Origin of the sequence: Vibrio sp. Isolate32 (genome assembly GCF_022397955.1) — a bacterium.
Lineage (GTDB): Bacteria > Pseudomonadota > Gammaproteobacteria > Enterobacterales > Vibrionaceae > Vibrio.
This window is the reverse complement of the sequence record NZ_JAKEUQ010000002.1, coordinates 148,912-167,634: the sequence shown is the minus strand read 5'-3', so window position 1 is coordinate 167,634 and position 18,723 is coordinate 148,912. Positions and strand designations below refer to the sequence as shown.

11 protein-coding genes and 1 pseudogene are annotated in these 18,723 nt (G+C 44.4%); 10 read left to right on the top strand and 2 right to left on the bottom strand.

Annotated features, from left to right (window positions below; translation table 11 throughout):
* Positions 1-52: 52 nt before the first annotated feature.
* Together leuB and leuA are read right to left on the bottom strand one after the other, a co-directional pair.
* Positions 53-1,144 (bottom strand): 3-isopropylmalate dehydrogenase, encoded by a 1,092-nt coding sequence (gene leuB, locus L1D11_RS02250; protein ID WP_239833665.1) that lies wholly within the window; start codon positions 1,142-1,144, stop codon positions 53-55.
* Between the two features lie 98 nt (positions 1,145-1,242).
* Complete coding sequence (leuA, locus tag L1D11_RS02245) at positions 1,243-2,790, bottom strand: 2-isopropylmalate synthase (protein WP_239833664.1); 1,548 nt, start codon at positions 2,788-2,790, stop codon at positions 1,243-1,245.
* Positions 2,791-3,358: 568 nt separating this feature from the next.
* Here leuA and L1D11_RS02240 point away from each other — a divergent pair.
* The 10 genes and pseudogenes from L1D11_RS02240 to L1D11_RS02195 all read left to right on the top strand — a co-directional run bounded on the left by L1D11_RS02240 (position 3,359) and on the right by L1D11_RS02195 (position 18,315).
* Positions 3,359-4,018 (top strand): TetR/AcrR family transcriptional regulator, encoded by a 660-nt coding sequence (locus L1D11_RS02240; protein ID WP_239833663.1) that lies wholly within the window; start codon positions 3,359-3,361, stop codon positions 4,016-4,018.
* Positions 4,018-5,355, top strand: a complete 1,338-nt coding sequence (locus tag L1D11_RS02235; protein WP_239833662.1) for an HlyD family efflux transporter periplasmic adaptor subunit — start codon at positions 4,018-4,020, stop codon at positions 5,353-5,355. The genes L1D11_RS02240 and L1D11_RS02235 overlap by 1 nt, the downstream gene beginning before the upstream one ends.
* Positions 5,352-8,459: an efflux RND transporter permease subunit gene (locus L1D11_RS02230; RefSeq protein WP_239833661.1), complete on the top strand. Its 3,108-nt coding sequence runs from the start codon at positions 5,352-5,354 to the stop codon at positions 8,457-8,459. Before L1D11_RS02235 ends, L1D11_RS02230 begins: the two co-directional genes overlap by 4 nt.
* Positions 8,460-8,668: 209 nt before the next feature.
* Positions 8,669-9,193 carry a phosphatase PAP2 family protein gene (locus L1D11_RS02225; protein WP_239833660.1) on the top strand — a complete coding sequence of 175 codons (525 nt, stop codon included), beginning with the start codon at positions 8,669-8,671 and terminating at the stop codon, positions 9,191-9,193.
* A gap of 55 nt (positions 9,194-9,248) precedes the next feature.
* The gene (locus L1D11_RS02220; RefSeq protein WP_239833659.1) at positions 9,249-10,304 is read left to right on the top strand and encodes an MJ1255/VC2487 family glycosyltransferase; all 1,056 of its coding nucleotides are present in this window, start codon (positions 9,249-9,251) and stop codon (positions 10,302-10,304) included.
* Positions 10,305-10,650: 346 nt separating this feature from the next.
* Positions 10,651-11,610, top strand: coding sequence for a transcriptional regulator LeuO (gene leuO / locus L1D11_RS02215; RefSeq protein WP_239834284.1), 960 nt, complete (start codon positions 10,651-10,653; stop codon positions 11,608-11,610).
* A 201-nt stretch (positions 11,611-11,811) separates the two neighbouring features.
* Positions 11,812-13,620, top strand: a complete 1,809-nt coding sequence (locus L1D11_RS02210; RefSeq protein WP_239834285.1) for a long-chain fatty acid--CoA ligase — start codon at positions 11,812-11,814, stop codon at positions 13,618-13,620.
* Between the two features lie 459 nt (positions 13,621-14,079).
* A complete protein-coding gene (locus L1D11_RS02205; protein ID WP_239834286.1) occupies positions 14,080-15,819 on the top strand; it encodes an acetolactate synthase 3 large subunit in 1,740 nt (579 codons plus the stop codon).
* 1 nt (position 15,820) lies between these two features.
* Positions 15,821-16,315 carry an acetolactate synthase small subunit gene (ilvN, locus tag L1D11_RS02200; protein WP_239834287.1) on the top strand — a complete coding sequence of 165 codons (495 nt, stop codon included), beginning with the start codon at positions 15,821-15,823 and terminating at the stop codon, positions 16,313-16,315.
* Between the two features lie 114 nt (positions 16,316-16,429).
* Positions 16,430-18,315: pseudogene (locus L1D11_RS02195) on the top strand (diguanylate cyclase).
* Positions 18,316-18,723: the final 408 nt, after the last annotated feature.

Sequence of the window (18,723 nt, the reverse complement as noted above, 5' to 3'; positions counted from 1 at the left end):
TGGATGACTTGGCTTGATATTATTCTTATGTACTTGCTTTAGAGCGCTACGCTTATGAAGCTAAGATGTACTCTGCAATCTTGTCACCCATTTCAGAGGTGGTTAGTGCTTGTTTATCGCCTGCAAGGTCGGCCGTTAGCTCACCTGCTGAAAGCGCTTTAGATACCGCAGTTTCAATATCTTGTGCTGCCGCTTCTTCGCCTAGGCTGTAACGAAGCATGAGCGCTGCAGAAAGAATTTGTGCGACTGGGTTTGCGATGTTCTTGCCTGCGATATCTGGTGCACTGCCGCCCGCTGGTTCGTATAGACCGAAGTTGCTTTCGTTCAAGCTTGCAGAAGGAAGCATACCCATAGAACCAGTGATCATTGCGCACTCATCAGAAATGATGTCGCCGAAGATGTTCGAACATAGCATTACGTCAAACTGAGATGGGTCTTTGATTAGCTGCATGGTCGCGTTGTCGATGTACATGTGGTTTAGCGTAACATCTGGGTAATCTTTAGCGATCTCTTCGACAACTTCGCGCCATAGGATAGAGCTTTGGAGAACGTTCGCTTTATCAATTGAGTAAACGTTTTTGTTACGTAGACGTGCAGATTCAAAAGCAATCTTTGCGATACGTTCGATTTCGTAGCGGTGGTAAACCTCAGTATCAAAAGCCTTTTCAGTTGCGCCTTCGCCCTCACGACCTTTAGGTTGGCCGAAGTAGATTCCGCCTGTTAGTTCACGTACTACTACTATGTCAAAACCGCGCTCAGAGATATCAGCACGAAGTGGAGAGAAAGACTCCAAACCCTTGTAAATTTGTGCAGGGCGCAGGTTACAGAACAGTTGGAAGTGTTTACGTAGAGGAAGTAGGGCACCACGCTCTGGTTGGTCGTTCGGTGGAAGGTGTTCCCATTTAGGACCGCCAACAGAACCAAAAAGTACTGCGTCAGATTCTTCACAGCCAGCAACTGTTGCTTCTGGAAGTGGGCAGCCGTGGTTATCAATTGCAATACCACCAACATCATACTCTTCGCGAGAAAAGCTAATCGCGTGCTTCTTTTCGATCGCGTCTAGCACTTTATGTGCTTGTTGCATTACTTCTGGGCCAATGCCATCACCAGGTAGTACGGCAATTTTGTATGATTTATCAGTCATGTTAATCCTTTAATTTTTTGTTACTGAGCTATTTGGCTCGTTTTAAATTTTGTCCCTAAAGTCAATAACATCAGCTATAGGGCTCTGTTATTGGGTACTTAAACTGTCGCGATTTTTTGCTGTTTCATTTCTGCAATGGTGTCTGCGCGTTGAATGCTATTGATAACGTGCAGTAGCGCTTGACCAGATGCTTCAACGATATCGGTTGAAACGCCCGTGCCGTGATATTTGCGACCTTTGTAGTTGGCAATGATATCCGCTTGGCCTAAGCCATCTTCGCCTTCGCCTTTTGCGGTTAGGTCGAATTTGTCTAGTACGATCTCGTAGCCTGTTAAGCGGTAGATACATTGGTATAGCGCATCAACAGGGCCGTTACCGACAGCCGCTTCGCATTTCTCTTCATCGCCACATTGCAGCTTGATGCTGGTGGTAGACATAACACTACCAGATTGTACGCTTAGGTAGTTAAGTTTATAGAAGTCATCTTCGTCGCGTAGGTTTGCGAAATGCATTAGTGCTTCTAAGTCGTAGTCGAATACCTGACCTTTACGGTCAGCAAGCTTCAAGAAGTCTTCGTACAATGAATCTAGGCTGTACTCGTTGTCTTTGTAGCCCATTGCGTCCATGTGGCTCTTAACGGCTGCACGACCACTGCGGCTTGTTAGGTTTAATGCCTTGTTTTTCAAGCCAATAGACTCAGGGGTCATGATCTCGTAAGTGTTCTTGTTCTTTAGCATGCCATCTTGGTGGATACCTGAAGAGTGGCTGAATGCGTTAGCACCAACGATCGCTTTGTTATCTTGGATAGGCATGTGGCAAAGCTGGCTCACCAATTTACTGGTGCGGTGGATCTCTTGGTGATCTAGACCGGTATGAACACCTAGTAACTCTTGGCGAGTCTTGATGATCATTGCGATCTCTTCTAAAGAACAGTTACCCGCGCGTTCACCAATGCCGTTAATGGTACCTTCAACTTGGCGAGCACCTGCTTGTACCGCTGAGATTGAGTTAGCGACCGACATGCCTAAGTCATCGTGACAGTGAACAGAGATGATCGCTTGGTCGATGTTTGGTACGCGGTCAAATAGCGTTTTGATAATGCCGCCAAACTCGTTAGGTAATGTGTAGCCCACTGTGTCTGGAATGTTGATGGTTTTTGCGCCCGCGTTGATGGCAGCTTCAACCATGCGACAAAGATTATCGATAGGTGTGCGACCTGCATCTTCGCAAGAGAACTCAACATCGTCTGTGTAGTTACGTGCGTGTTTAACGGCTTTTACTGCCATCTCAACCACGTCATCGTAGCTGCGGCGTAATTTGTCTTGTACGTGAACCGTCGAAGTCGAAATAAAGGTATGAATACGGAACTGCTCAGCCACTTTTAACGCTTCAGCAGCTGCGTCGATATCCTTCGCTACTGCACGAGAAAGCGCACAGATACGGCTATCTTTAATGTTCTTTGCGATAGTTTGTACTGACTCAAAGTCACCCGGAGAAGACACTGGGAAGCCAGCTTCGATTACGTCCACACCCAGTCTTTCAAGTGCATAAGCAATTTGTAACTTCTCTTTTACTGTCAGGCTTGCAGCTAGAGCCTGCTCGCCGTCACGTAAAGTCGTATCAAAAATTATCACTTGATCGTTCATGGGTGCTTCCTTATATCGATATTGTATCGATTGCTATCCAAATTATTATTGAGAATGATGTTCTTTTAAAAGTGCCAGTTACAAAAAAACCCGCTCAGCGCGGGTTTTAATATTTGTGTAGTTCTTGACCCACAACTTACCCGCGCGATTGGTTCACGATAAGGAGAAGTTTCAGCAGTCGAGAAGAAGAAAAAATCATTACACAAATATCCGTAAATAAACTGTTAACACCATATTTACCGTAATTTATTCTGAGCGTCAAACAAGAAAATCCAATATCAACATACATTAGCGGCGTTTTGGTTTGGTTTGTGCTAATAAGGATGAATTTATTGGTTATATCATCTGCTTGGGGTTTTGGGGTTGGGTGGTTAGTTTATCGTTTGGCTTATGTGTAGGTTAAAACTTTGTAGTAAATCTTTTTGATGGAACGATTCACCTAAAAAATTACAAGCGTGACCAAATTAATTAATCACTTGATTAAATAGTGACTAATTAATCTTCTACTGTTATGCCTGTTTATCTCTATAATTAATCAGATGATTAATTATAGAGATGGATTTTTGCCATGACGGCACGAAAAGCGGGGCGACCTCAAAAGAACTTAGATGTTCGACAATTATTGATTGAGCATGCTCGTGATCTGTTTGTCGTTCAGCCATACGACAAGGTCTCGACGCGCCTGATTGCTGAGCGTGCGGGTGTGAACATTGCGATGATCCGTTATTACTTTGGCAGTAAAGCAGGGCTGTTTGAAGCGATGCTGCGTGAAACGCTACGACCGATGCAATTGCAAATGCAAAGGTTGGTTGAAGAAAGCAGTCATGAGAACTTTCTTGATTTAATACGGACTTACTACAAAGAGATGGTCAAGGTACCTAAGTTTCCTCGCTTAATTGCCCAAGTGATGAATATGCCGCCTTCAGAGGTACAGAGAGAGCTGCTAGAGAAGGTCTTTCTCGATGTCACTAAACCTGCCCAAGATGTCATTTTTGAAAAGCTGATGGCACAAGGCGTTTTGCGGAAGGATATGGATCCTAAGCTCTGCCGCGTGTCGTATATAAGCTTGATGGTGTTTCCGTTTATAGCCCCACCGCCTTTGCTGGCTATTCATGGTATCGAGCTTAATGAAGCTTTTCTGAACCGACTAATCGAACACAACATTCAACTGATGACGGAAGGCTTTATCAATGCACCAACCCCTTCACCTTTGCAGGAACCCAAATAATGAGAATAAATAAAAAACTCTTCTTCTTCCCAGCCTTAGCCGTTGGTGTAATTGGTCTAGTGGTGGCGATTAACTTGAAACCAGATTTACCAACCAAACCTGCTGGAGACAGGGCGCGCTTGGTTGAAACCGTCAGCTTAGAGAAGCAGATGATCGCGCCGTTGGCGGTTGGTTTTGGCAAAGTGGTACCTAAGGTTGAATGGAAAGCGATTGCCGAGGTTACAGGTCAAATTGTTTATCGACATCCAGATCTTGAGAAAGGGCAGGTGATCCCTGCAGGAATTGAGGTACTTAAGATCGATCCTTTGGATTACGAGTTGAAGTTGATACAAGCCGAAGCGGATCTTAAATCGAGCCAGACCTCACTAGAGAAATTGAACCAAGAAGAAGAGAACCTGAAACAGACATTAAAGATCGAAAAAAATCGTTTAGTGATCAGTAATAAAGAGCTACAGCGTAAACAAGATCTGCGTAAGAAAGGGCTTACCTCTCAGTCCGATGTCGATCTACAACAACAGAGCGCACTCTCCCAGCAGAAGTTGGTGTTAGATATACAGAACCAAATTGCTTTGATGCCAGATGAAAAGCGTGTCGCGCAAGCAGTGATTAAAGTGAATGTTTCTAAGGTAAAAGAAGCGCAACGCTCTTTAGATAAAACCACCGTCACTTTACCTAGACCGATGCGAATCGCTCAGGTCGATATTGAACAGAATCAAGTAGTTAATCTGCAGCAAGAGATGTTCATTGCTCATGGGATTGATGTTATGGAGGTTGAGGCACAACTCTCTATTCACGATATGCAAACTTTAGCCTCAAGCTTTACTCAATTTCCTCGCGATGCAGCAGGCATCCCAAACCCATATCAAACGCGAGCTAAAGCGAGCATTCAGTTGAACAGTGGCAGTTTAAATCTGATTTGGCCAGCCAAGGTCGCAAGAATCAGTGAGACGGTGGATGAAAACCAAGCGACAGCCGGAATTATTCTTGAGATCGCTCAAGACTATTCACAACTGCAGCCAAGCAATGCGACCCCTTTGGTTAACGGCATGTTTGTAAAAGCTGAGATTGAAGGTGTCGCGAATCTAAGTTGGGTGGTTCCAGAGCGAGCATTGCACGGTGATAAGGTTTACCTGATGGATGACAATCAGCGCTTGCAACTAGTGAGTGTTGAAGTGCTTTATCGCAGAGATAACCAAGTGGTTGTGAGTGGCGAGCTACAAACGGGAGATAAATTGGTTCTTAATGACGTCCTGCCAGCTATCGAAGGCATGTTACTGAAAGAGTCGAACTCTGAAGAGGTTAAGCTTGAATCTGATACTCAGGAGAGTGCGTCATGATCAAGTTCTTTTCTAGGCACCCAACAGCGGCAAACTTGTTGATGCTTGGGCTATTGATCATGGGTATCAGCTCATTATCAACCATCAAGCGTGAAACCTTCCCCGCTTATGATCCGCCTTACATCATGGCTGCCATCGTTTATCCCGGTGCTTCTCCACAAGAAGTGGAGGAGAGCTTATGTGTGCGAATGGAAGACGCGGTAGACGGCTTAGCGAACATTGAAGAAACTCAGTGTGAGGCCATCGAAGGTAGCGCACGTCTCATCCTGAAGTTGAATGAGAAAGCAGATATCGGGCGAATGCTGGTCGATGTGCAAACTCAGATCAACTCGATCAATGATTTCCCAACCGAGATTGAATCTCCGGTTGTTCAAGAACTGGATTGGAATGAACCCGTCGTTGATATCGCCATTACAGCAGAAACGTCGTGGCCTGAACTCAAGGCTTACGCTGAGGACCTCAAACGTATCATGAAGCTTGATTATGATGTTTCATTGGTCGATGTCAGCGGCTTCTCGGATCATCAATATCGTGTTGAACTGGATACCCAAGCGATTCGCCAACTCGGTTTAAGTGTCGGTGATATTGCCGATCAAATTGGCCGCCAGAATGTGAAGCTGCCGAGTGGTAACGTTGAAACGCCAGACAAAAATTTCCTGATTCGCTTCGATGAAAGGCGTATTACACCCGTGGAATTGGAAAGCATTGTGGTGGGTTCGGCGCCAAATGGCTCTGTGATCCGTTTACGAGATATTGCCAGGATCACCGACCGCTTTGAGCTTGATGAACAGAAGGTGCTATTTGATGGTAAACCTTCTGCGCTGCTTAAAATTAGCAAGAACAAAGAAGATGATGCACTGAGAATTAAAGAGCGTGTCACTCAGTTTGTTGAGGACCAGCGTGCAATTGCACCTGATGGCGTGACTCTGCAAATGACCAACGATCTTTCCTCTGTATTGTGGGATCGCCTGACCATGATGGTGCGCAACGGTTGGCAAGGTATTGTGCTGGTGTTTGCTACTATGTGGCTGTTCTTCAGCTTACGCTATTCATTCTGGGTTGCGGCAGGCTTGCCGGTTGCCTTTCTTGGCGGATTGTTCTTGATGGTCAACTTAGGGTTGTCGATCAACATTATGTCTCTAGTCGGTTTGTTGATGGCGATCGGTATTATGATGGATGACGCCATTGTGATCGCCGAATCGATAGCCTCCCACCTCGATCGGGGTCAGAACGTCGATGATGCGGTGTATAACGGTGTTAAGAAAGTGCTTCCCGGCGTGTTGTCTTCCTTCTTAACGACAGTGTGTATATTCGGTAGCTTGCTATTTCTCGATGGGGAAATGGGCGCGGTACTCAAGGCCGTTCCTCAGGTGCTGATTTTGGTTCTGTCGTTGAGCTTAATCGAAGCTTTCTTAATTTTGCCCAATCACCTGTCTCACTCTTTGCACAAAGAGAAGAACGATAAACCAGCGCTGCGCTTCAAAACCGTGCTACTAGAGAAGTTTGAGAATTTCCGTAACACCACCTTGATGGATATGGTCGAGAAAGTGGTGACCTTCCGCTATGCCTTCATGGGCGGAGTGTTGACCTTACTGCTTCTGTCTATCGCTTTGATTGCTGGTGGTGTTGTCAAATTTCAACCATTCCCAGAGCTTGATGGTGATATTGCTGAGGCGCGTATTATCCTTCCTCCGGGGGCATCACTGTCTCAAACCGAGAGAGTGGTCGATAAGATTGTGGCTTCTGCTGAGCGTTTGAACGAGCAGTGGAGTGAAGAAGTTGAAGAGGGCAACACGCTAGTCGAACATATCACCAGCCAGTTTAACGCTAATGCCGATGCCAACGAATCTGGCCCGCACCTGGCTACCGTGCGCTTAGATCTTCGTGGTGCTGAGAGCCGTAATACGGTGATCGATGATTTCATCGATGCATGGCGAGAGGACATCGGTGAACTTGCAGACCCAATCTCACTGGTTTTCAAGCAACCAACCATGGGGCCGGGTGGACGAGCGATTGAGATCCGTGCTAAACATGATGACCTCAATGCACTGAAAGCTGCTTCTCTGGATATTCAGGCTTACCTAAATGAGTTTGATGGTGTTCATGGCGTACTTGATGATATGCGCATGGGTAAAGAAGAGATCTTGGTCAAGCTTCGTCCAGGTGCTGAAACTTACAATGTGAACGGGCAGATGATTGCATCTCAACTGCGTGCCGCCTTCTTTGGCCAGACAGCAGACGAGATTCAAATCGGTGTTGAGAATATCTCGATAGAGGTGCGTCTTGATAAGGAGCAAGCAGGCGACATTCAACAGCTGGCTAACTTCCCGATCATCACTGCGGATGGTAGTCAAATTCCGTTAGCTACGCTGGCGACGCTCGATTTCCAGCGTAATTATGTACGTATCCAACGTATTGATGGTCTGAGAACCATTAGTATCTTTGGTGACATTGATAATAAGAAAGCGAGCTCTTCAGCGATCTTGGCTCATTTCCAAAAAGATGAAGCGCCTAAACTCATTCAGAAATACCCAGGCTTACGTTTTGACTTCGAAGGGGAAGCGAAGGATGCAGCCAAGACGGGTGCCTCGATGGGTAAAGGCTTCTTGCTCGGTCTATTTGGTGTGTTTGCTATCCTGAGTTATCAATTCAGAAGCTATTTAGAGCCTGTGGTTGTGATGCTCGCGATTCCATTAGCTTTTATTGGGGTGGTGGTGGGTCACTGGGTCCTTGGTCACTCGTTAAGTATGCCAAGTATGATGGGCTTTGTGTCGCTCGCCGGGATTGTAGTTAACGACTCTATCTTGCTAGTGCAATACATTCGTCATCACGTTGATGAAGGAGATAGCGTGTATGACTCTGTGGTGAAAGCGAGTCGCGAGCGTTTCCGAGCAGTGTTCTTGACCTCGATGACGACGGCAGCAGGTTTGTTGCCTCTGCTCACTGAAACCAGCTTGCAAGCTCAGGTTATTCAGCCTTTGGTTATCTCGATCGTATTTGGCATCTTTGCCTCAACCTTGCTAGTGCTGTTTATGATCCCTGCAGCTTACGCTATCTTGGCTGATTTTGGTTTAGTGAAAAAGCACGAGCCACTCTCGCTGTAGAGTTTTAAGTCAGAAAATAAGAAATGAATAATAAAGCGGCCTTAGGTCGCTTTATTTATATGGGAGGTGAGTAAGCCATATAACACGACTCAATCAGCGGCTTCTCAAGCATGGAAAATTTCATTTTAGTTCATTCAAAACGTCACTTAACTGTCATTTGTTGGGAATAACTTGAGCCTTAACTGAATAAGGATTGTTAAGGAGATCGTATGCGTACTATCGAACCTATTGTCCGCTGGGATGTGGCATTTTCTGTTTTCTGTTTGAAGAACCGTTTTAGTGGTCAACACGCTACGGTTAGCAAGGCGATCTCTCATACAGGTGATGGTCACCTATATATATTGATTGCTTTGATTGCACTGCTAGCCGATAGCAAAACTGGCAGTGATTTTCTGATAGTGGGCTTAACCGCATTCGCTATTGAATTGCCGATTTACTGGTTTGCGAAAAATACCCTCAAGCGTCGCAGGCCCGCGGAATTCTCTTCTCTACTTCACTCTCATATTGTCCCATCAGATAAGTACAGCCTGCCATCTGGGCATGCCGCTGCTGCTTTTGTTATGGCGACATTAATCGGGCATTTCTATCCGAACTTATATCTGTTTAGTTTGGTTTGGGCCGCAGTGATTGCCGTCTCTCGAATACTACTCGGTGTGCACTTTTTAACGGATGTACTCATTGGTGCAGCTTTGGGGATGGCATGCACCAGTCTCGCTGTTAGCCTCGTCCTTTAATTATTGATCAGTCATCACTACTAAACGCTTAAGTAGCGAATCGAAAGGGAGTCTCATGAAAATATTATACGGCGTACAAGGCACTGGGAATGGTCACATTGCACGTGCAAGGGCGATGGCCGTCGCTTTTCGTCAGCAGAACATCGATGTTGATTTTCTCTTTTCAGGCCGAGAAGCGAGCAAGTACTTCTCGATGGAAGAGTTTGGCAACTACCAAGTTCGTAATGGGTTAACTTTTTATAGTGAGCAGGGGCAGGTCAAATATGGAAAGACATTCATCAAGAATAATATCTGGCGATTTCTTAATGAGGTTAAAAAAATAGATCTTACACCTTATGATTTGGTGCTTAATGACTTTGAACCTGTGACGGCTTGGGCGGCCAAAAAGCAGGGTGTTCCTTGTATCGGTATTAGTCACCAAAATGCCTTTCGCTATGATGTGCCCAAAGAGGGAGGGAACTGGATTGAGCATTCTGTGATTCAACACTTTGCTCCGACAGAGCACTCGATCGGTTTGCATTGGTATCATTTTGAGCAACCAATCTTGCCACCTATCGTTCACACCTTAGCTCACAACGAGCAGACTCAAGCGCGACAGGATTTCACATTGGTCTATTTGCCGTTTGAGGGTCTTGAAGCGATTTCTGAGCTGTTAATGAAGTTTGTTTCGCACAGTTTTGTTTGCTATCACCCGAATGTGATTGAGCATAGCCAAGTTGAAAATATTACCTTCAAACCACTCAGTCACGCGGGTTTCCAATTCGACCTAAACCAGTGCTCTGGTGTGGTGGCTAATGGTGGGTTTGAACTGCCATCGGAAGCTCTTACTCTGGGCAAGAAATTATTGCTTAAACCACTTGATGGACAGTTTGAACAACAGAGCAATGTGGCAACCCTTGAGGCGCTTGGATTAGCTCAAACCATGAGCTTTCTTGATCCGGCGATCTTGCGTAGTTGGCTCAACGAAAAACAAGCTGAAGTTGTCTCTTATCCAGATGTCGCTAGTGCGCTTGTTGAGTGGGTTTTAGCCGGGAATTGGGCCAATCAAGATGACCTAAGAAAACAGCTTTGGGAGAAGGTGGACTTTCCGAGCTACGCATCACTCACCTAATCCATAAGTGGTGTTTTTGGATTGAATGGTTAATTAATTCATCCCTTCAATAAATTGTAACAAATGTAACCAAACGGTAGAACAGCTAAATAAGTCGAAATGAAACTCATAAATGACACATTTTATGTTTTTTTATAACTATATAAGTAATTGATTTTTAGGTTTTATTAAATTGTTGGGGTAAAATAAAATTATTCTTTATCAATCTTGTTGGTAGCTCAAGATGCATTGGTTAATAGTAATGGTAATCCGAAAAACATCGGTCTGATAAATATAAGAATTAGTGGTTATCTATTCTCATACCATTACCAATGTAATACTGTCGAACCGACAAGAGGCAACTTGAATGTTAGATAAAAAAGACGCAATGAGTGCTATTGCAAGCTACAGAATGGAAAGCACACTTCGTGGAGTCGACTTAAATCTTTTGACTGTATTTGATGCAGTTATGCAAGAACAAAACATTACACGTGCAGCTCATAATCTGGGTATGTCTCAGCCTGCTGTAAGTAACGCAGTTGCTCGTCTAAAAGTGATGTTTAACGACGAACTATTCATGCGTCAAGGTCGTGGTATTCAACCGACCCAACGTGCCCGTCAGTTGTTTGGTCCAATCCGCCAAGCGTTACAATTAGTACGCAACGAACTACCAAGCTCTGTGTTCTCTCCAGAGTCGTCTTCTCGCCTGTTCAAGCTTGCGATTTGCAGCCCTTGTGACATGCGTTTTGCTCCTAAGATTATGTCGACAATCAACGACCAAGCACCTAGCGTTAAACTGCACATGGATGCTGAATTTGATCGTCAACTTTCTGAGCGTATGCGCTACCAAGAAATCGACTTTGTTATTGATTATGCTCGTTTTGATGAGCAAGGTTTCTCAAGCACTGAAATCTTCCAAGACGAATTAGTTGTTGTTGCTTCTGTTTCTCATCCACGTATCAATGGTGAAGTTTCTGCGGCAGAGCTGCTTAACGAAAAGCATGCCAAACTGTCTCGCATCCATGGTCAACGTAGCTTCTCAGAGCAAGCTTACTGTGACTTAGATTGTACGCCTTTCTACGAAGGTACGAGCTTGAGCAACGTTCTTTACGTTGTAGGTCAATCTGAATTAGTAACGATAGCTCCTCGCTGGATGGTAGAACACGCAGCAAACAAAGAGCAGCTTCAGATTCTAGATTTCCCATTCGATAATGCGGCAATCTCTGGCTACCTAAGCTGGCACGAATCAAGTGAAAAAGATAAGGGACACATTTGGTTACGAGATCAACTAATGATGATCTGTGGCGAAGTTGTGGCACTTAACTAAGCACTGAACTCTATGATTTATAAGCCCTAAGCCGGCACTCTGGCTTAGGGCTTTTTTGTGCTTACTATCTTTGTTGGCAGAAAACTTAGCGAGAGACGTACTATTACTGATAACTTTGAGCTCCATCAGTTGCCTTTTCCATTATCAGAGGTACACTTGTGCGCTCAAAAAAGCTTACAGGTGTAAGCCAAAGGTAAAGAGATGGCCAATTTAGATTTTCATATCGTAAAAAGACTTCGTGACCAAATTGCCCAAGGCGGCAACCGTACAGCTTTGAAACACAAAGTAGGTAATGTATGGCAAGGCATTAGCTGGCAGCAGTTTGGAGAACAAATCGATAGGCTTTCATTAGCGCTATTGGCTCAAGGATTGAGAGTTCAAGATAAGATCGGTATCTATTCAAATAATATGCCTCAATGGACTGTGGCAGATTTTGCTGCTCTGCAAGCTCGTCTTGTTACTGTGCCGATTTATCCAACCAACACAGCTGCGCAGTCTTCTTACATCATCCAAAATGCGGATGTGAAGATCCTATTCGTTGGTGAGCAAGCTCAATTCGATGCTGCGGTTAGCTTATTTGAAGAGTGCGAACAGCTAGAAGTGGTTGTCGCGATGTCTGATGACATCGATCTTAAGGGCCACAGCTTTGCGGTATCTTGGAATGATTTCATGGCTCGTGGCGTCGAGTCACAACAGGCTGAATTCGACGCTCGTCTTGCTGATGCAAACATGGATGACTTGCTGACCCTTATCTATACCTCTGGTACTACAGGTCAGCCTAAAGGTGTAATGCTTGATTACACCAATGTTGGCTACCAGCTAGAAGGGCACGATGAGCGCTTGAGCTTAACGAAAGACGATGTCTCGTTGTGTTTCCTACCTTTATCACATGTATTTGAGCGTGCTTGGACTTTCTACGTGCTCTATAAAGGCGCAACTAACTGCTATCTGCAAGACACAATGCAGGTACGTGATGCACTGAGCGACGTGAAGCCTACCGTAATGTGTGCAGTTCCACGCTTCTATGAAAAGATCTTCTCTGCGATTCACGAGAAAGTATCGAAAGCGCCGTTTATTCGTAAAGTGCTATTTACTTGGGCGGTAAATATGGGCGCGAAGCTCTCGGTTTGTCACCAAGAAGGTCGTACACCATCATTGATGCTGAAGAAGAGCCATGCGCTAGCCGATAAGCTTGTGTTATCCAAGCTACGAGCGCTGCTTGGCGGTAACATCAATTTCATGCCATGTGGTGGCGCGAAGCTTGATGAAACCATTGGTCGTTTCTTCCATGCTATCGGCATTAACGTAAAACTTGGCTATGGCATGACAGAAACCACCGCAACGGTTTCGTGCTGGGATGACCGCTGCTTTAACCCAGATTCGATTGGTATGGCTATGCCGGGCGCTGAAGTAAAAATTGGTACTCAGAATGAGATTCTTGTTCGTGGCCCAATGGTGATGCGTGGCTACTACAAAATGCCAGAAGAGACAGCGAAAACATTCGATGAGCACGGCTTCTTGAAGACCGGTGATGCTGGTCATTTTGATGAAAATGGTAACCTGTTTATTACCGACCGCATTAAAGAGCTGATGAAAACTTCAGGCGGCAAATACATTGCACCGCAAGTAGTAGAAGGCGCGATCGGTAAAGACCACTTCATCGAACAGATTGCTGTTATTGCTGATACACGAAAATTCGTTTCTGCATTGATTGTTCCGTGTTACGACTCGTTAGAAGAGTACGCTAAAGAGTTGAATATCAAGTACCACGATCGAGTAGAACTGATTAAGCACCATCAAATCGTCGAGATGCTAGAAAAGCGTGTAAATGACCTACAGCAAGAATTGGCTAAGTTTGAGCAAGTGAAGAAATTCAAACTGCTACCGAAAGCATTTTCTATGAATGATGGTGAACTGACACCAACTCAGAAATTGCGTCGTAAAGTTATCAATGATAAGTATCAAGACGAAATCGAAGAAATGTACAACGAAAAGCCCAAAGATAAGTAGTTTTCTGGTTAGATAAATTTTCAGTTGTTTAAAAATCCCTCTACGAATGTGATTGCATTTTTAGGGGGATTTTTTATGCCTCAAGCTTGGCACAATGTGCGAGGGCGCACACAAAAAAGCGCTTTATTTATCGATAATTAGTCATTTATATAAATATTAAGTGCTTTTTTTGTCTTTATTTATGGTGTTTATAGCTGGTTATTTAACTCTGCTTGGGTTTTATTTAATGCTTTAAGCTGATAGTTGGTTTTTTGGCATAATTGTCGGATATCAGGTGTTAGACCGGATGATAATAAAACGTTAAAGTTGTTTCGTATTACTGTTTGTTGTTATCACGACAGGCAGCCATAGCCGAAAAAGTGGAAGTATTTCGAATTAGGCTACGAATAAGCCCTAGACTATGAAAAACCAGCCCAACATGTTCACCAAATATGCTTGGAAACTGGTGAGGAGAGCAATATGACAACAAAACCTGAAACAGCAATGTTATCCGGCGCTGAGATGGTGGTACAGTCTCTTATTGAAGAGGGAGTAGAACAAATCTTTGGTTACCCAGGTGGTTCTGTACTCGATATCTATGATGCGCTGCACGCGAAAACTGATGAAATTAAACACGTATTAGTACGACATGAACAAGCCGCTACCCATATGGCAGATGGCTACACGCGTTCTACTGGTAAACCGGGTGTAGTACTGGTATGTTCTGGTCCTGGCGCAACCAATACCGTAACGGGTATCGCAACGGCGTACATGGACTCGATCCCAATGATTGTTATCTCTGGTAACGTACCAAACAATCTCATTGGTAATGATGCCTTCCAAGAATGTGACATCGTGGGTGTATCTCGCCCAATCGTTAAACACAGCTTCCTAGTTAAGAAAGCGGAAGATATCCCAGAAGTTCTAAAAAAAGCATTCTATATTTCAACGACAGGACGCCCTGGTCCTGTGGTTATCGATCTGCCAAAAGATGTATTAAATCCGCAAATTAAGCTTCCTTATGAATACCCAGAAACGATCAAAATGCGTTCGTACAACCCAACAGTTACGGGTCATAAAGGTCAGATCAAGAAGGCACTAAAGGCACTGCTTGAAGCGAAAAAGCCAGTACTTTATGTCGGTGGCGGTGCGGTTATCTCTGAGGCAGACCAACCACTTATTAAATTGGCAGAAGCACTGAACTTACCTGTAGTAAGCACGTTAATGGGGCTTGGTGCCTTCCCGGGTATGCACAAGAACTCTTTAGGCATGCTGGGTATGCATGGTTTGTACGAAGCCAATATGGCGATGCACAATGCTGACCTTATTTTTGGTGTCGGTGTACGTTTTGATGATCGTACAACCAACAACCTAGATAAGTACTGCCCGAACGCGAAGATCATGCACATTGATATCGACCCATCGTCGATCTCGAAGAACGTAAAAGTGGATCTACCGATTGTAGGTTCAGCTGAAAAAGTGCTAGAGAGTATGGTTAACTTGTTAGTTGAACAAGGTGGCACTAACGACGCTGAAGCTCTAGGAAGCTGGTGGAGTGAAATCAAGCAGTGGCAAGATCGTAATTGTCTTGCGTATGAAAAGTCTCCTGAGTGCATTAAGCCACAGCAAGTTATTGAAACTCTCCATAAAGTAACCAATGGTGATGCTTACGTCGCGTCTGATGTAGGCCAACACCAAATGTTCGCAGCGTTATACTACCCATTTAATAAACCACGTCGTTGGATTAACTCAGGTGGCCTAGGCACCATGGGCTTTGGCCTACCTGCTGGTATGGGCGTTAAGTTCGCTAAACCGGACGAAGAAGTGGTGATCGTAACGGGTGATGGTAGTATTCAAATGAATATTCAAGAGCTGTCGACGGCACTGCAATACAATATTCCAGTTAAGATAATTAACCTCAACAACCGTTTCTTAGGAATGGTAAAACAGTGGCAAGACATTGTTTATCAAGGCCGTCACTCTAACTCATATATGGACTCTGTTCCTGATTTTGCTGCTATCGCTGAAGCATATGGCCACGTTGGTATGCGTATTTCATCTCCGAATGAACTAGAGTCAGGTTTGAAAAAAGCACTCGCGATGAAAGACCGTTTGGTATTTGTCGATATCAGTGTGGATGACACCGAGCACGTATACCCAATGCAGATCAAAGGCGAGGGTATGGATAACATGTGGCTAAGCAAAACGGAGAGAACATAATATGAGACACATTATTTCACTATTAATGGAAAACCAACCTGGTGCACTTTCTCGTGTGGTTGGCTTGTTTTCTCAACGTGGCTACAACATCGAGTCTTTGAACGTATCTCCAACCGATGATTCGACGCTGTCTCGTCTTAATGTAACCACTAATTCAAGCGAAATGCAGCTTGAGCAAATCCAGAAACAGCTGCATAAGCTAATCGATGTACTTAAGGTACAAGAAGTGTCTGAATTTGAGCATATCGAGCGTGAGCTGTTGATGGTAAAAGTACGCGCGAGCGGTTTTGCTCGTGCAGAAGTGAAGCGTACGGCTGATATCTTCCGTGGCCAAATCGTTGATGTAACGGCTTCTCAATATACAGTTCAAATGGCCGGCACTAGCGAGAAACTGGATGCTTTCATTCAAGCTCTGTCTGAAGTAACGGAAGTACTTGAAGTGGCACGCAGTGGCGTGGTCGGCATCGCTCGAGGTGAGCGAGCGCTGAAAGCTTAAATGTTAAGTGTTTAAAAAATAACTATAAAAGCCGCTTTTTTAGGCGGCTTTTATATTGTTAATTTTCTAGAGTGCTATAATCCTGCGCTGCACTTCCATTCATCTGAGTTAGCAATGCGAAATAAAAAATCAATAGTTACATTGCTGATTATCTCTATCATATTGTCTTCTGCAGTATGCCTGTATTATTTACAACGCTACAAAGAAGTAAAACAGCAGAGCTTTGACTACTCGGCTAAGCAAGCTGTCCATCAGTTAGTGTATGCTAAGCGAGATTATGATCTTCTTAAGACTCAGGTAGTCTCGGTAATGGATCTACTCAGTCATAGCCAGAGTTTGGTTAACTTTGCTTCTTCTCCCTCGGACGAAACCAAAGATCTACTTGAAGAGGTCTGGCAATCTGTTCTTGTGAATCAGAAGTGGTTTACACAAATCCATCTATTAGATATCACTGGTAAAGAACTGGTGCGGGTTAATTATTCCTCTGATACCGGTAGGGTGACGCTACCTCAACTTCTGCAAGATAGGTCGAATTCTAGCTACTTCCAATACGCTCAAAAACTAGAATCCGAACAGATTGGTGGCTGGGGCATTGAGCTTGAAACGGAGCATGGTGAAGTCACCTTTCCTTATACGCCGGTAATCCGTGTCTTTACCCCCGTAGAACCCCCTGACAAAAGAGTGGGCTACCTTGTCATCAATCTCGATGTATGGGGCTTATCGTCGCGTCTGAGCTTTTCACCTGATAACGACCTTCGAGCAGAAGTTCTCAATGACGCGGGTTACTTCATCGCGAGTAACAACAGCGGTAAGTTGTTCGGAGACTCTATTCCTGAAAGAAAAGGCTACAACCTGAAAAATATCGCGCCGAAGACATGGGACGCGATCTCCAATGGTCAGGTAGGGTACGTTTTTGAAGATGGTAATTTGTTTGCCTTTAACACGGTTTTGCTCGCGAATAGTCAAAAGGTTCATTTACTGATTCAACTTAATCACAAGCAATTGATGGCTCGGGCTGAGCGTGCTATAGATGATTTGGCCCATGAAGAGATCATTGTTTTGATTACGGTGCTGATTTTCGCTTTCCCGTTTGCTTACATTGTGACGCACTATCGACGCCGAAGTCTAGAGAGTAAATTGGCACGAGCGGCATTGAATGGCATGTCGGCAGTGATGATCTCTGACAAGCAACACCGCACAATGATGATCAACAACGAATTTGAGAACATAACTGGGTACTGCAAAAAAAACAAGTGACCAGTCAGAATGCATTGCAACTGTTGCTTGAGAATACCGACCAAGTGCTCTCAAGCTCGGCTATTTGGAGTCATTTAGAGCAAGAAGAAGTATGGGAAGGGGAGGTTCAGTGTAAGAACAAGCTGCGTATTCCTTTTACTGCGATCATGCGAGTGCATGCGGTCAAAAACAATTCGGGCAAAGTCAGCTACTACATCACCTCGTTGGTTGATATTTCCGTAAGGAAGGAGCTTGAGGTGCGTTTGAGGATCTTAAGTGAACGTGACGCTTTGAGTAACCTCTGGAACCGACGAAAGTTCGAAGAGCAGTTGGCCTACTATTCTCACTTAGTTGAGCGTTACCCGAACGAAGGGACCACTTGCTTAGCCTTAGTCGACATCGATAACTTCAAACGAATCAATGACGAACTTGGCCACGACGAAGGCGACCGTGTGATTGCTGGTGTTGCTAAACTTCTACAAGAGAGCCTTCGTGGGACTGACTTTGTTGCACGTGTTGGAGGAGAAGAGTTTGCACTCTTGATGCCACATACCTCACTGCCAGAAGCAAAACGCTTATTGGATCGCTTGCGAATCGAGATTGAGTTAGCTGCTGGTACTAAGGTAACGGTGAGTGTAGGCTTTACGGATTTAACAAGTAACAGTACTCGCTCATATAAGTGTGCTGATGTTGCACTTTACGAATCTAAATCGTCTGGCCGTAATACGGTCTCTATGTGTCCTAGCTATGATGATGTCGCTTAGGTTCGCTTCTATTTAGCCCTCTCTTCTATTTCTTCATCTTTTCAAGCTACTCCCCAACTCGTTTTGCCTTTCCCCCTTTTTATGAGAAATCTCACTTTTGAGCGAGCTACATCACAAAATGAATGCAGTTAGACTAAAGTCTAATACTGGTGAAAATTTGAGCTAGAATGAACAGTAAGTAAACACTCTATTTATTACATAGTGTTAAACGATGTAATAAATAGAGTGTTTACCAGATGTAAAAGGATGACACCGTTAACTTAATTCAGCTGGTTAGCTAGCCTTATCAATAACTTGAAATGCAGCAGTAGAATTAGGTTAGCTGGAGCAAGAGTTTGGGGATCATACAGTCTGGTTAAAAGAGGCGTGGTATGTTTGTCGATTTTTTAGTGAGGTTAACCATAGGCA

Coding starts and splice junctions, on each gene's coding strand:
- leuB (WP_239833665.1), bottom strand. CDS start 1,144: ATGACTGATAAATCATACAAAATTGCCGTACTACCTGGTGATGGCATT.
- leuA (WP_239833664.1), bottom strand. CDS start 2,790: ATGAACGATCAAGTGATAATTTTTGATACGACTTTACGTGACGGCGAG.
- L1D11_RS02240 (WP_239833663.1), top strand. CDS start 3,359: ATGACGGCACGAAAAGCGGGGCGACCTCAAAAGAACTTAGATGTTCGA.
- L1D11_RS02235 (WP_239833662.1), top strand. CDS start 4,018: ATGAGAATAAATAAAAAACTCTTCTTCTTCCCAGCCTTAGCCGTTGGT.
- L1D11_RS02230 (WP_239833661.1), top strand. CDS start 5,352: ATGATCAAGTTCTTTTCTAGGCACCCAACAGCGGCAAACTTGTTGATG.
- L1D11_RS02225 (WP_239833660.1), top strand. CDS start 8,669: ATGCGTACTATCGAACCTATTGTCCGCTGGGATGTGGCATTTTCTGTT.
- L1D11_RS02220 (WP_239833659.1), top strand. CDS start 9,249: ATGAAAATATTATACGGCGTACAAGGCACTGGGAATGGTCACATTGCA.
- leuO (WP_239834284.1), top strand. CDS start 10,651: ATGTTAGATAAAAAAGACGCAATGAGTGCTATTGCAAGCTACAGAATG.
- L1D11_RS02210 (WP_239834285.1), top strand. CDS start 11,812: ATGGCCAATTTAGATTTTCATATCGTAAAAAGACTTCGTGACCAAATT.
- L1D11_RS02205 (WP_239834286.1), top strand. CDS start 14,080: ATGACAACAAAACCTGAAACAGCAATGTTATCCGGCGCTGAGATGGTG.
- ilvN (WP_239834287.1), top strand. CDS start 15,821: ATGAGACACATTATTTCACTATTAATGGAAAACCAACCTGGTGCACTT.